Source organism: Chelatococcus sp. YT9 (assembly GCF_018398315.1).
Taxonomy (GTDB): Bacteria; Pseudomonadota; Alphaproteobacteria; order Rhizobiales; family Beijerinckiaceae; genus Chelatococcus.
On record NZ_JAHBRW010000002.1, the window covers coordinates 1,841,924 to 1,855,132 of the forward strand.

The 13,209-nt window shown below is 60.1% G+C and carries 12 protein-coding genes; 10 read left to right on the top strand and 2 right to left on the bottom strand.

Translation table 11 applies throughout. The features are described from left to right. Positions 1-66: 66 nt before the first annotated feature. The 9 genes from KIO76_RS28330 to KIO76_RS28370 all read left to right on the top strand — a co-directional run bounded on the left by KIO76_RS28330 (position 67) and on the right by KIO76_RS28370 (position 10,134). Complete coding sequence (locus KIO76_RS28330) at positions 67-1,167, top strand: M24 family metallopeptidase (protein WP_213326898.1); 1,101 nt, start codon at positions 67-69, stop codon at positions 1,165-1,167. A 17-nt stretch (positions 1,168-1,184) separates the two neighbouring features. After that, positions 1,185-2,321 carry a M24 family metallopeptidase gene (locus KIO76_RS28335; RefSeq protein ID WP_213326899.1) on the top strand — a complete coding sequence of 379 codons (1,137 nt, stop codon included), beginning with the start codon at positions 1,185-1,187 and terminating at the stop codon, positions 2,319-2,321. 54 nt (positions 2,322-2,375) lie between these two features. Then, the gene (locus KIO76_RS28340) at positions 2,376-2,882 is read left to right on the top strand and encodes a flavin reductase family protein (RefSeq protein WP_213326900.1); all 507 of its coding nucleotides are present in this window, start codon (positions 2,376-2,378) and stop codon (positions 2,880-2,882) included. A 589-nt stretch (positions 2,883-3,471) separates the two neighbouring features. Then, complete coding sequence (locus KIO76_RS28345) at positions 3,472-4,545, top strand: NAD(P)H-dependent glycerol-3-phosphate dehydrogenase (protein ID WP_213326901.1); 1,074 nt, start codon at positions 3,472-3,474, stop codon at positions 4,543-4,545. Positions 4,546-4,548: 3 nt separating this feature from the next. Further along, positions 4,549-5,298, top strand: a complete 750-nt coding sequence (locus KIO76_RS28350; RefSeq protein ID WP_213326902.1) for an HAD family hydrolase — start codon at positions 4,549-4,551, stop codon at positions 5,296-5,298. Continuing rightward, complete coding sequence (gene ggpS, locus KIO76_RS28355) at positions 5,295-6,806, top strand: glucosylglycerol-phosphate synthase (protein WP_213326903.1); 1,512 nt, start codon at positions 5,295-5,297, stop codon at positions 6,804-6,806. Before KIO76_RS28350 ends, ggpS begins: the two co-directional genes overlap by 4 nt. Positions 6,807-7,004: 198 nt before the next feature. Then, positions 7,005-8,279 carry an ABC transporter substrate-binding protein gene (locus KIO76_RS28360; RefSeq protein ID WP_213326904.1) on the top strand — a complete coding sequence of 425 codons (1,275 nt, stop codon included), beginning with the start codon at positions 7,005-7,007 and terminating at the stop codon, positions 8,277-8,279. A gap of 2 nt (positions 8,280-8,281) precedes the next feature. Next, positions 8,282-9,280, top strand: a complete 999-nt coding sequence (locus KIO76_RS28365) for a carbohydrate ABC transporter permease (RefSeq protein ID WP_213326905.1) — start codon at positions 8,282-8,284, stop codon at positions 9,278-9,280. Between the two features lie 26 nt (positions 9,281-9,306). Then, on the top strand, positions 9,307-10,134 hold the full coding sequence (locus KIO76_RS28370; protein ID WP_213326906.1) for a carbohydrate ABC transporter permease: 828 nt from the start codon (positions 9,307-9,309) through the stop codon (positions 10,132-10,134). Positions 10,135-10,194: 60 nt separating this feature from the next. Here KIO76_RS28370 and uxuA read toward each other — a convergent pair whose 3' ends face one another. Then, on the bottom strand, positions 10,195-11,391 hold the full coding sequence (gene uxuA / locus KIO76_RS28375; protein ID WP_213326907.1) for a mannonate dehydratase: 1,197 nt from the start codon (positions 11,389-11,391) through the stop codon (positions 10,195-10,197). A gap of 502 nt (positions 11,392-11,893) precedes the next feature. Between uxuA and KIO76_RS28380 the strand changes: the two genes are divergently transcribed. Next, positions 11,894-12,142 carry a DUF982 domain-containing protein gene (locus tag KIO76_RS28380; protein ID WP_213326908.1) on the top strand — a complete coding sequence of 83 codons (249 nt, stop codon included), beginning with the start codon at positions 11,894-11,896 and terminating at the stop codon, positions 12,140-12,142. Between the two features lie 46 nt (positions 12,143-12,188). Here KIO76_RS28380 and KIO76_RS28385 read toward each other — a convergent pair whose 3' ends face one another. Then, complete coding sequence (locus KIO76_RS28385) at positions 12,189-13,205, bottom strand: hydroxyacid dehydrogenase (protein WP_213326909.1); 1,017 nt, start codon at positions 13,203-13,205, stop codon at positions 12,189-12,191. Positions 13,206-13,209: the final 4 nt, after the last annotated feature.

Genomic DNA, 13,209 nt, shown 5'->3' on the forward strand with positions numbered 1-13,209 from the left:
CATGCCATAGCCAATCGACCGTAGCAGTTATTGGCGCAGCTGCATAACCGCGACGAAAGTTTTCCCATGACCGAAACGTTTTCGAAGCGCCGCGACCAGGCCCGTCACGCCATGCGGTCCGCTGGTTTCGATCTGCTTCTTCTTGGACCGGGGCCGGGGTTCCGCTATTTCACAGGACTGAACGCGATCGCCACGGAGCGGTTCGTTTCCCTGGCGATCGGAAGCGATGGTCACGACCGCATCTTCACACCTCGTCTGCAGGAGCCCCTTTACGCCGGCATTCCCGATGTGAACACGGTAGTTTGGGACGAGGCGGACAATCCTCTCGCGCAGGTTGCCCATGTGGCGCGAGAAGCCTCCGTCAAGACGATCGCAGTCAATCCCGAGTTCTGGAGCGGGTTCCTCATCACACTGAAGGCTCTTATGCCAGACGTCGCGCTGCATTCAGGCGGCTCCATCATCGACGATCAGCGCTGCATCAAGCACGCTGGGGAGATCGCCGCACTTGAATCGGCGGCCGCGCATATCGATGCGGTGTGGGCGCGATTCTGCGAAGCGACGCCATCCATGGTTGGGCGCACCGAGCTTGAGCTCCGGGCCGATATCGACCGATTGATGCGGCAGGAGGGTTTCAGTGAAGTCAGCTGGGTTGACGTGGGGGCCGGCGCCAATGGCGCCTCGCCGCTGCATCACGGCAGCGATCACATGATCCGCGCCGGCGAGCCGGTGGTCTTCGATTTCGCGGGTTGTTACAATGGCTACTACGGTGACATCTGCCGCGTTGCCATCTCAGGCGAGCCGAGCCCGGATTTTCAGAAGATCTATGAGGTCGTCCAAGAAGCGCAGGAAGCGGCTTTCCAGGCGGTGCGTCCAGGCGTTCGGGCCGAGGAAATCGATGCGATCGCACGGCGCATCATCACCGAGGAAGGCTTCGGGCCGTATTTCACGCATCGATTGGGCCACGGGATCGGACTTGCCGCTCATGAAGAGCCCTATATCGTCGCGGGTAACTCAACGCCACTCGTCGCGGGAATGGTTTTCTCCAACGAGCCCGGTATCTACATTCCCGGACACTGGGGCGTCCGCATCGAAGATATCGTTGTCGTCACAGCCGGCGGTGCACGGCGCCTGACCCATTCTCCCCGCCACCTCGTTCGTCTCGATTGAGCCATCGGAAATATCTCATGTCCACAACCAAGGTCTTCGCCTTTCCGCTGGAGGAATATGCCGCGCGCGTCTCGCTGCTGCGGGCACGGATGGCGGATGTTGGCGCCGATGTCCTGATCATCGATGAATTTGAGCACCTCGCCTATTTCACAGGACATATCCCCACAGCGGCCATGTATCAGTGCTGCTTGATGCCGCGGAGTGGGGAACCCGTAATGATCGTGCGCTCCCTCGACGGGCCAATGCTTGAAGAAATGAGCTGGACCAGCGATCATGTTCTTTTCAACGATGGTGAAGATCCGGTCCAGATCGTCATTGGTGAGTTGAAGCGTCGCGGCTACGGCAAGAGCCGTATTGCCGTCGAGACTGACTCGCATATTCTCCTCCCCAAGCGTCTGGATGCGTTTAAAGCTGCCTTAAACGAGGCAATTTTCGTCGATTTCAGCGGACATATGTGGGAACAACGACTGCGGAAATCGCCGCGTGAGATCGACTATCTTCGACGCTGCGCGAAGATCTGTGACCTTGCGACCCTCGCCGGTGCCGAGGCGTCGCGCGCCGGCGTGCCCGAGCGCGAGGTCGCGGCCGCGATAACGAGCGCTGCATTGAAGGCAGGAGCGGACAACACACGGCTCCTTTTGATGCAGTCTGGGCCGCGTTCCAGCACCCTGCATGGCGGATTAGGCAATCGCATCCTCGCCAACGGCGATATCGTTCACATCGAGATGGTTCCGCATCTGCGGGGTTATACTGCACGCTCCATGCGCCCGGTCTCCGTCGGGGCGCCCAGCGCGCGGCAGCAAGAGGCTGCGCAAGCACTCATCAGCCTGCAAGACGCCCAATTTCAAGCCATGCAGCCGGGTGCGCATGCCGGCGAGGTCGACGCCATCTTGCGGGACGGCGTATTAAAAGCAGGATTGCGCGAGAGCTATACCAATATCACGGGCTACACACTCGGGCTCGTAACCATTCCTCGCACCAGTGATTTCACCCGAGTCTTCTTGCCTAATTCCGAATGGATTCTTGAAGAAGGCATGGTCTTCCACATGTACACTTGGGCGGAAGGGATGGCCTTCAGCGAAACAATGCTGGTAGCCGCTGACGGCGCGGAACGATTGACCCGGATGGAGCGGAAACTTCTCGTTTCCTGCTGACCGAGCCGCGAAGGCGGCCAATGAGCCATGCAGCTGAGGGTGTGGAGCAAAGATATGACCGTCGTTTCTTTCCCCCCGGTCGACAGCGCTAGCTTCCGTCGCGCCCTTGGGCAATATGCAACGGGCGTTGCTGTCATCACGGGCCGCGATGGAAATGGTGAACGGTTTGGTCTAACGGTCAGTTCATTCAATTCGGTGTCGCTCGACCCACCGCTCGTCCTCTTCAGCATCGATCGCGCGGCGCGCAGCCTCCCCTCGCTCTTGGCGTCGGAGGGCTATGCTGTCAACATCCTGTGTCGGCACCAGGACCATCTGTCGAACCGATTTGCGAGATACGGCGCGGACAAATGGGTGTCTGTCGAGCACGCCCTTGGCCACGCACAGGCGCCTCTGTTGCCAGATACGCTTGCGCATTTCGAATGCGCGCATTACGCGCATTACGATGGCGGAGACCATGTTATCTGCGTAGGACGCGTTTTGTCCTTTGCCTGGAACGAAGCAGAACGTCCCCTGATCTTCTTTCGCGGCGCGTATCGCGATCTTCATCTCGACGCCTCATAATCCGCGCCGGGAAAGCATTTCTCCCCGCCCGTGATATAGGCAGCCTCGCCGCCCGTGCGGAATCAAGCCGGCTCCTACGATGCGAACCACGACAGCATGGTTGCATTGCATGCTTGACCCGCCTGTGGACAATCCGCGCACCTGCCAAACGCAAATGAGACAACCGTTTCCCTCCAGGCCGTTAGCAATCAATTTGGCCTGAAATAGATGTCATTTTGCCACGGATTAGACATTTTCGGTGAAGTCGGCTATACAGCGGCAACATCGAGAGGATCAACGATGGGCCTCGTGATGATCTGCAGATCACTATGAGAGGGAATGCACCAATGGACCGCACTCCATTCTGTGTCTCTTCCGATCATTGCAAACATATATTTTCGTAATATTTTCTTGCGATGACAAAATCTGTATCGGGATGCGATGAACTTCATCAGACGCCCCTTATTTCATGGTGCCGATAACCGAATTCCACCGCAACCATGCACAATGACTTGGCATTATTGAGAGACCATAACAAGGAAGGAGACGATCCAGAGCAATGACTCGGGATAACAACGGAAAAATCGTAGAATTTTCAAATTTTTCGCGAATGCACATTGCGGTCATTGGCGGAGGTGCCTGGGGAACGGCACTCGCTATCACTGCTGCCCGCGCAGGTCGGCCAGTTTCACTGTGGATCCGGGAAGCTGATGTTGCCGCATCCACCGCCGATAGCCGGGAGAATAAGGTTTTTCTTCCTGGCCATTCGTTACCTGACTCGATCTGCGTCACGGCGGACTTGGCAGCAGCGGCTAGCGGCGCCAGCATCGCGCTTCTTGCCGTTCCCTCACAGCATCTGCGTGCCGCCGCCACGCGCTTGCGTGGTGTTCTGCCTCTTCAGGCGACGGTCGTAATCTGCTCGAAAGGCGTTGAGCAAGGCTCCGGCGCGCTATTGTCCGCCGTTGTCGAGCAAGAGCTTCCAAACCATCCTCTCGCCGTGCTTTCCGGACCAACATTCGCCTCCGAAGTCGCGGCCGGCATGCCGACCGCCGTGACAATCGCATCCCGTGATGCAGCCCTCGATCCCCCGCGTTCTCAGGCGGTTCGGGTGGCGCGGGCCCTCGGCACCAGCACCTTTCGCCCCTATGTGTCGGATGACGTCATCGGAGCCGAGGTCAGCGGCGCAGTCAAAAATGTCCTCGCCATTGCTTGCGGGATGGCAGCTGGACTTGGCTTTGGCGCTAATACACGAGCAGCGCTGATCAGCAGGGGACTGCACGAGATCCAGAGCCTCTGCGCGGCTCTCGGTGGCCGCCGCGAAACTGTCGCCGGGCTGTCAGGTGTCGGCGATCTCACCTTGAGGTGCTCAAGCGAGCAATCCCGCAACATGCGTTTCGGCCTGGCGCTCGCTACAGGCCGTTCGGCCGCCGATGTCTTCGAAGGCCGCCCCGTGGTTGTGGAAGGCGCCGACAACGCCGTCTCCGTCACGAATCTGGCGCGCAAGCTCGCCGTCGAAATGCCGATCTGCACGGCCGTTCGCGCCATCGTCGTTGATGGTCGTCCGATTCCCGCCATGATGGATGCATTGCTGCGGCGTCCGTTCAAGGGAGAGGTAGCGGATCTCGGTCTATCTATTCCTCAGCATCCGAGCAGGGCGATAGTCAAGCATATGGCCGGGGCCTGACGAATGCGGAGTTCAGACAGACGTCATCTCGTTTTGGCAACGGACCTTGACGGAACGTTTCTGGGTGGTCCTGCCGCAAGTCGTGAGCTGCTCTACGAATGGATCGAGAGCAACAGGTCGGACGTGACGCTCATCTTCGTTACAGGTCGAGATTTGCCTTTCGTGCGCGCACTTGTGCGTGACACACCCGTCCCGCAGCCGGATTTCGTTATCGGCGATGTCGGCACGACCATCGCAGGCGGCCCAACGATCGAACCGATCGATGAATTGGAACGGCCCATCGCCGATCTCTGGGGAAATAGCGGCGCGCGCGTCAGATCGCTCCTCGCTGAGGAGCCTGGCCTGCAGCTTCAGGACACAGCCTTTCGTTACAGGGTCAGCTACTTCTACGATCCGCAGACCCTTTCGCCTGATGCCGCCAAGATTGTGGGCGAGGCGGGCTTCGATTGTCTCTTGTCCGCTGACACTTTCTTCGATGTGCTGCCTCGTGGGGTTTCCAAGGGGCCGACACTCGTTCGCCTCATCAAGCATCTGCGGCTTGATCCAAGAGACGTGTTGGTGGCTGGTGACACGCTGAATGACCTGTCGCTTTTCGAGAGCGGTTTCGCCGGGGTAGCCGTCGGCAATTCCGAACCGGCCCTGCGCGCTCGCATCGCCGATCTCGCTACGGTCTTTTTCAGCAAGGAGGCGGGTGCCGCTGGCATTCTTGATGCGATAGCGCGCCGGACACGCAGCACGGGGGGCGCACCATGAAAAAATCCAATCTCGTCATCGTTTATCACCGTCAACCCTATAACGAGGTGTTTGAGAACGGCAAAACGATCTACCGGGAACATGCCAGTCCGAACGGCATCGTGCCTACCCTGAAGAGTTTCTTCAGCGCAGTCGACTATGCCTCCTGGATAGCCTGGAAGCAGATCGATCCATCGCGGAAGAAGATCTTCGACCGTGTGGTCGAAATCTCCGATTCTTATGGCACTTATACGGTCTCGCGCCTGCCGTTGACGGCGCAGCAGGTCAAGAGCTTCTATCACGTCACCTCGAAGGAAGCGCTGTGGCCCATCCTTCATTCGTTCCCGGAGAAGTATAATTACGACCCGGTGGACTGGGCGACCTTCCGTGAAGTGAACCAATTGTTCGCCGAGGCGGCAGTCACCGAAGCGGCCGAAGGTGCGACCGTCTGGGTGCATGACTACAATCTCTGGCTCGTTCCGCTCTATGTGCGGCAGATGCGCCCGGACCTGCGGATCGCTTTCTTTCACCACACGCCGTTTCCGGCGCCCAGCATGTTCAACATCCTGCCGTGGCGTGAAGAGATCGTCGACAGTCTGCTCGCCTGTGATCTCGTCGGCTTTCACATACCGCGCTATGCGGCGAGTTTTGTCGCGACGGCACGAAGTCTCAAGGATGTCGAGATTCTTGAGGAGACACCTGTTGAGGAGAGCCTCACCCCGCGCGGCGTGGCCCTGTCCGAACCGGTGGTGCCGACCCGCCTGCGCCATGGCGATCGGGAGATCCGGATCGACGCCTTCCCCGTCGGAGCCAACGCCTCCTATATTCGCGAACTCTGTCGGCGTGAGGTCACGCGACAACGCGAGGCGGCCATACGCAACGACCTGGACGGCAAGCGCTTCATCATCTCCATTGGACGCACCGATTACACCAAAGGGACGCGGGATATGCTGCTTGCCTTTGAGCGCCTGCTGGAGCGCCGGCCGGAACTCCAGGGCAGCCTGCAGCTCCTTGTCACCTCCGTCTCATCCAACCCGGGAATGAGTGTTTATCGCAATGTGCAACGCGAGATCGAGCAGATTGCCGGCCGCATCAACGGTCGCTTCGCAACGCTCTCCTGGCAGCCGCTCCTGTTGTTCACGCGTGCCCTGCCTTTCGAGGAACTCGTCGCTTATTATCGGTGCGCAGATGTTTGCTGGATTACGCCGCTGCGCGATGGTCTTAACCTCGTCGCGAAGGAATATGTCGCGGCGAGGCGCGGCATGGGCGGCGCTCTCGTGCTGTCAGAGTTTACCGGCGCGGCGGTCGAACTCTCGAGCGCCGTTCTCACCAATCCCTATTCAACGCGCGCCATGGACGCGGCCATTGATGCCGCGCTCGATATGCCGAAGGACGAGCAGTTGCTGCGGATGGATGCGATGTGGAAGAGCGTCGAGAAATATGACTCGGCCCATTGGGCGAGACACATTGTGAGCCGTTTCGAATTGCCCTGTCGGGCCAACGACACCCGCTGTGTTGCAGCGGAGTAGCGATGCGGCCCCGTTGTCTGCCTCGGTATCTCTTACGTCCATCACATCGGAGTCCGGCACCACGTGCGGGAAACCGTTTCATCGATCAAGCATTTAAGTTGCAGTGGGGAGGTCCGCTGCAATGGCCGGCCCTCGCAGGCCGGCCGCATCACGATGGTTTTCCCGCCTGACGGGACATATTAAAAAGGAGGATGAGCCATGGAGTGGAAACGGCTTCCCTTATGCTTTGCCCTGTTCGCCGGCCTCACCTTTGGCACCGCCGCACGTAGCCAAGCCGCCGATATAGCAATTTCTTGCGGCGCGGTCGGTCAAGAGCTCGAACTCTGCCGCGCCGGCGCGGAGGCCTGGGCAAAGGCAACCGGCAATACGGTCAAGGTAGTTTCGTCGCCGAATTCCGCGACGGAGCGCCTCGCGCTCTATCAGCAGCTTCTGGCCGGCGGCGCTTCCGATATCGATGTATTCCAGCTGGATGTGGTTTGGCCGGGCATCCTGGCAACCCATTTCATCGACCTCAAGCCTTACAGCAAGGGCCAGGAAGCCGAGCATTTCAAGACGATCATCGACAATAACACCGTGGACGGCAAGCTGATCGCGATGCCGCTCTTCACCGATGCAGGCGTCCTCTACTACCGCAAGGATCTTCTCGACAAGCACGGCGTCAAGGTCCCGGAGACATGGGAAGAGATGACCAAGGCGGCGGAGGCAGTCCAGAAGGCGGAGCGCGATGCTGGCAACACTTCTCTCTGGGGTTTCGTGTTCCAGGGGCGTGCCTATGAAGGGCTAACAGTCAATGCCCTTGAGTGGATCGACAGTTTTGGCGGCGGCACGATCGTCGACGCGGAAGGGGGCGTCACGGTCAATAATCCGAAGGCTGAGGCAGCGCTCGCGCTCGCTCAGCAATGGGTCAAGAAGATCGCCCCGGAGGGCGTCCTCAACTATGCGGAGGAGGAAGCGCGCGGCGTTTTCCAGTCAGGCAACGCGGTGTTCATGCGCAACTGGCCCTATGCCTGGGCTCTTGCCAATGGCGAGGATAGTCCGGTGCGCGGCAAGGTTGGTGTGACCGCGCTTCCCCGTGGGAATGATGGCGGCAAGCACACGGGCGTGCTGGGGGGCTGGAACCTGGCAGTCTCGCGCTATTCAAAGCACCCAAAGGAAGCCGCCGATCTTGCTATGTTCCTGACGGGAAAGGACGAGCAGAAGCGGCGAGCGGTGGTGGCTTCGTATAACCCGACGATGCCCGCGCTCTACGAAGACGAGGACGTCGTGAGAGCCAATCCGTTCTTCAAGACCCTTTACTCGACTTTCACGAATGCGGTGGCGCGGCCGTCGCGGGTCACGGGACAGAATTACAACCGCGTTTCCTACGCCTTTTGGGGTGCCGTGCACGAAGTGCTTGCGGGTAAGACTGAGGCGGGACCGGCATTGGCACGGCTGGAAAGCGAGTTGAAGCGCATGAGCCGACGCGGCTGGTAACGATGGCTGACGAGCAGGCAAACCCCTCTTGGCCCGGGGGGATCAGTGGGGCGCCTGCCCCGGTTGTGAAATCATCAGCGCCGCCAGCAGACCCCGACCGCGCTCGTGTGCGGAACGCGTGGGTGTTTCTAGCACCTACGCTGATCGCGCTCGCCATAGTGGCAGGTTGGCCGCTCGCGCGCACCATCTGGTTCAGCTTCACAGACGCGCGACTTGACGACCTCACCCGGTATGGCTTCGTCGGGCTCGACAACTATCTCGCCTACGACGACGGTGAATGGTACGGCGTTCTCGCCGAGGCTGATTGGTGGAACGCCGTCTCGGTCACCTTGTGGTTTACGGTCGTTTCCGTGAGCCTCGAGGTGGTGTTTGGGCTAGCAGTGGCCCTGGCTTTGAACGTACGCTTTCCACTGCGTGGCGTTGTGCGTGCCGCCATTCTCGTTCCCTGGGCAATCCCGACCGTCGTTTCCGCCAAAATGTGGGCCTGGATGCTGAACGACCAGTTCGGCGTCATCAACTATGTGCTCATGGGTCTCGGCATCATCGGCACGCCGATCGCCTGGACGGCGAGCGCCGATACTGCCCTCTGGGCCGTGCTCACCGTCGATGTGTGGAAGTCGACGCCCTTCATGGCGCTGCTGTTTCTCGCCGCCCTGCAAATGCTGCCGCAGGATTGCTACGAGGCGGCCAAGGTCGATGGCATCGGCCCGGTCAGGGCACTCTGGTACATTACGCTACCGCTGTTACGCCCAGCCATTATTACCGCAGTCATTTTCCGCGCGCTCGATGCCTTGCGCATCTTCGATCTGATCTATGTGCTGACCTCGAACGCCCGCAGCACCATGTCGATGTCGATCTACGCGCGCCAGCAGCTCGTCGATTTCCAAGATGTCGGCTATGGCTCGGCGGCCTCGACGCTGCTCTTCCTGATCATTGCCATGATCACCATTTCGGTCATTGCGCTCGGCCGGCTCGACTTCGACAAAGGAGCCACGCGGTGATACCAGCAGCATATAGGAATTATGTCGTGACGCAGCTTCTGGCGAAGATCGCCTTTATGCTCATCGTCGCAGCCATACTGATCGTGGCGTTGTTTCCCTTCTACTATGCTTTTGTCTCGTCGTTTCGCACCGGCACGGAGCTTTTCATTCCTCGACTTTGGCCGGAGCGCTTCGACCTCACGAACTATGCTCAGATCTTTACGCAGCAGGCCTTTGGATTGAACATCCTCAATTCTATGCTGGTGGCGCTCGTCGTCGTGGCGCTGTCCCTCTTTCTCGGCATGACGGCTGCCTATGCCCTGGCGCGGATTCGCTTCCGGGGCCGCGGCCCGATGCTGTTCCTCATTCTCGCCGTCTCGATGTTTCCGCAGATCGCCGTTCTCTCGGGCATGTTCGAGCTGGTGCGCGCGCTCGGTCTCTATGACCGGCTGCCCGGCCTCATGCTCGCCAATCTCGTGCTGACGCTGCCGTTCACGGTCTGGATTCTGACAACCTTCATGCGCGAACTGCCAAAGGAGCTGGAAGAAGCAGCGATCGCCGACGGTGCAACGCCCTGGCAGACGGCGCGCCTCGTTTTCCTGCCGCTCATGCTGCCGGCCATGGTGCCGACGGGCCTGCTTGCCTTCATCCTCGCCTGGAACGAGTTCCTGTTCGCGTTTACCCTGACGCTATCGTCGGAAAGCCGGACGGTGCCCGTTGCAATCGCTCTGCTGAGCGGCGGGAGCCGGCAGGAGCTACCGTGGGGACCTATCATGGCAGCGTCCGTGGTCGTAACGCTGCCGTTGATCATCCTCGTGTTGATTTTCCAACGCAAGATCGTGGCTGGCCTCACCGCCGGCGCCGTCAAGGGCTAGCCACGTCATGCTGGAACGAAGCCGCTGGGACATCCGCAAGAGACGGATTGCCCTGGGAGATCACAGCGGCAGCGACTTCAGCTGGGCGACTGCCGTCATGACGCCGCGCAGCTCGGCCAACCCCTTGAGGCGCCCTACAGCCGAATAGCCGGGGAAGCTGCCCTTTCCGACATCATCGAGCAGTTCGTGGCCGTGGTCCGGGCGGAAAGGCAATCGCCAATGCTGTCTCCCCTCCTCGCGGCGACGTTTTTGCTCGATGAGCAACGCTTCGATGACGCTGACCATATCGGTATCTCCGCCAAGATGGTCTGCCTCCATGAACGACCCGTCCGGCTCCTTGGCAACGTTGCGCAGATGCGCGAAATGGATGCGGCTGGCGAACTGCCGTGCCATCGCTGTGACATCGTTGTGCACGCCGGCACCGAGCGAGCCTGTGCAAAAGGTGATGCCATTGACCTCGGAGTCGACAGCCTTTGTGATGAAGGCAAGGTCCTCGGCGTTGGAGACGATCCGCGGCAGGCCCATCAAGGGGCGCGGCGGATCATCCGGGTGAATAGCCATGCGGATGCCGAGCTCCTCAGCGAGCGGGATAACCTCGCGCAGAAAGCGCGCGAGATTGGCCCGGAGACTATCCCCGTCAATGCCTTTGTAACGGTCCAGCATCTTGCGGAGCGCGGGAATGTCGTAGCGGTCGAAGGCACCGGGCAGACCTGCCATGATGCTTGCGAGCAGCGTTGCCTTGTCCCCCTCGCTCGCGTTGGCGAACCAACTGCGCGCGCGGGTCAGCACATGCTCGGGATGGTCCGCCTCAGCGCCGGGGCGCTCCAGCATGAAACAGTCGAAAGCCGCATATTCATGAGCGTTGAAGCGCAGCGCCCGCCCGCCGCCCGGCAGGGCATGGGCGAGCTCTGTCCGTGTCCAATCCACGACCGGCATGAAATTGTAGCATATTGTTCTGACCCCACAGGCCGCGAGATTGAGCATCGAATGGCGATAGTTGTCGAACAATGATGTGAGATCCCCCTCCCCGAGCTTGATACGCTCGTGAATGGGCAGGCTCTCGACAACATTCCAGTGCAAACCTAGGGACGCGTCAGACCCGATTTCCGCCTGGCGTGCCTCGATAGCCGCGACGCTCCACACCTCGCCATAGGGGATTTGGTGCAGCGCTGTGACGACCCCTGTCGCGCCCGCCTGGCGGATAGCATGCAATGGGACGAGATCCCCAGGACCGAACCAACGCCAGCTTTGTTCCATCTGTCTTCCGTCCTGTGTTCCGTTGCGCAACTCAAGAGGGGTACCTCTCCCGGAGAGCGCTTAGCAAGCCCTGACACACCCGTCATTCTGTCGGCAATATGCCTCAGCGACGCGGCGAGGATGGAGAGCGTTGGCTGGCTGTAGAAGGGCATGCCGCCGCGGCTACGGTCGTGGCAATTCGCTTCTGAACCGCAGCCCAACGTGTCGATCGGCTGCAGGTCCGAACGCACTCATTGAAGCCTCTACAAACTTTTCGTCATGCATGAGTTTTTGGAGGTACCACTCGAGCGATGCAGTCGAATTTGGCCCGGTGTGCGAAGCACATGTCAGGAAACGCCGCAGTTGCATCCGACCGCCTTTACCTCTCGTTAACGTTTAAGGGCGTTTCCTCGTAGCGATTGGGTTTCGCGCCGAGAGAGATTCTCGGTCCGAGGAGGGGAATGGAATGCAACCGTCCGCCCCTCGACACTGAAAGGACGACCGACAGCTTCTGGAGGACGCAATGAGCGACTGGCATTTCGCTACCCCTGTTCGCCTGACATTCGGACCCTCGCAACAGCGCATGATTACGAATGCCTGGGAAGCCGTAGAGGTACTGCTGAGGGATTGGCCGGGACGCCGCGATCACAGATATAAGCTCGCTCTCGTTGCATGTCAGGACGCTCTGGAGGGTTTCCGTTCTGGCCGTCTTGCACGCAAAGCTCTGGTGCGGGCAGCCAAAATGGCGGGCTTTGGCGTGTCCTCGCGGTAGTCGACCTCCGCCCTTGTTCGACCGATCCAAGAGGCCCAGCAAGTGCCTAAGCCATATTCGGCAGCATGGACTTGGTCACCTCGTGGCGCAGCGGATCACCGGCAAGGAAACGCAACGCCTCGTCGACAGCGGTCGCACCCTGCCGCAGATAGGTCTCATGGGTGTGACCCGCCGCATGGGGAGCAAGGACAGCATTGGGGAGAGTTCGCAAGGGACTGTCGTCGGCCAGGGGCTCCTTGTCATAGACGTCGAGCACCGCGGTGAAGCGCCCTTTCCGCAGCTCGGTGATCAGCGCATCCTCGTCAATCAAGGCCCCGCGCGCCGTGTTGATGAAGAGCGCCCCGTCCTTCACCCATGCGAGTTCAGCGGCGCCGATCATGTGGCGTGTTTCTGGAAGTGACGGCACGTGTAGGGAAACAATGTCGCTCGCAGCCAGGAGCTGGTCGAGGCTTGTAAGCTCTACGCCGAGTTCTGCGGCACGAGCGCTATCGAGAAAGGGATCGTGCATGAGGATTCGTGCATTAAACGCCTTGAATTGCCTCACCATCATGCGACCGATGTAGCCTGCCCCAACGAGGCCAACGGTCTGTTCGCCGAGCAAACGACCGAGAAGTCGCGAGCGCAAGGCAAACCATGGCTCCCTGGCACGCATGCCCTCGGCCAGCTCAACCGGATGGCGCAAGAAATTGAAGACATGCGCCATGACGAATTCGGCGACGGCCTCGCCGATATGAAGCGCCGAATGCGTGACACGGATCCTGTCGGTCTCGATAGCGGTGAAGGGCACGAGCTGCCGAATGCTGCCGGCGGCATGGGCCACGAGTTTCAGGTTCTGGCTCCGCGCCAGAACTGTTTCATCCAGCCTGGGCGTACCCCAACCCGTAATGGCGATCGTCGCGCCTTCCAGAAGCCGCGGCAGCGCTTCAGCCGACAGTTCGTCCTCAGCGGGGGCAGTGACAACGACCTGTGTTGACAGCCGCTCCTCGGCTGCGCGTGGAATGAGTTGTCTGCGCATTTGCGGCGTCAGCAAAATGGCGACAACTGGCCTTGTGTGCTCGGACATGGCC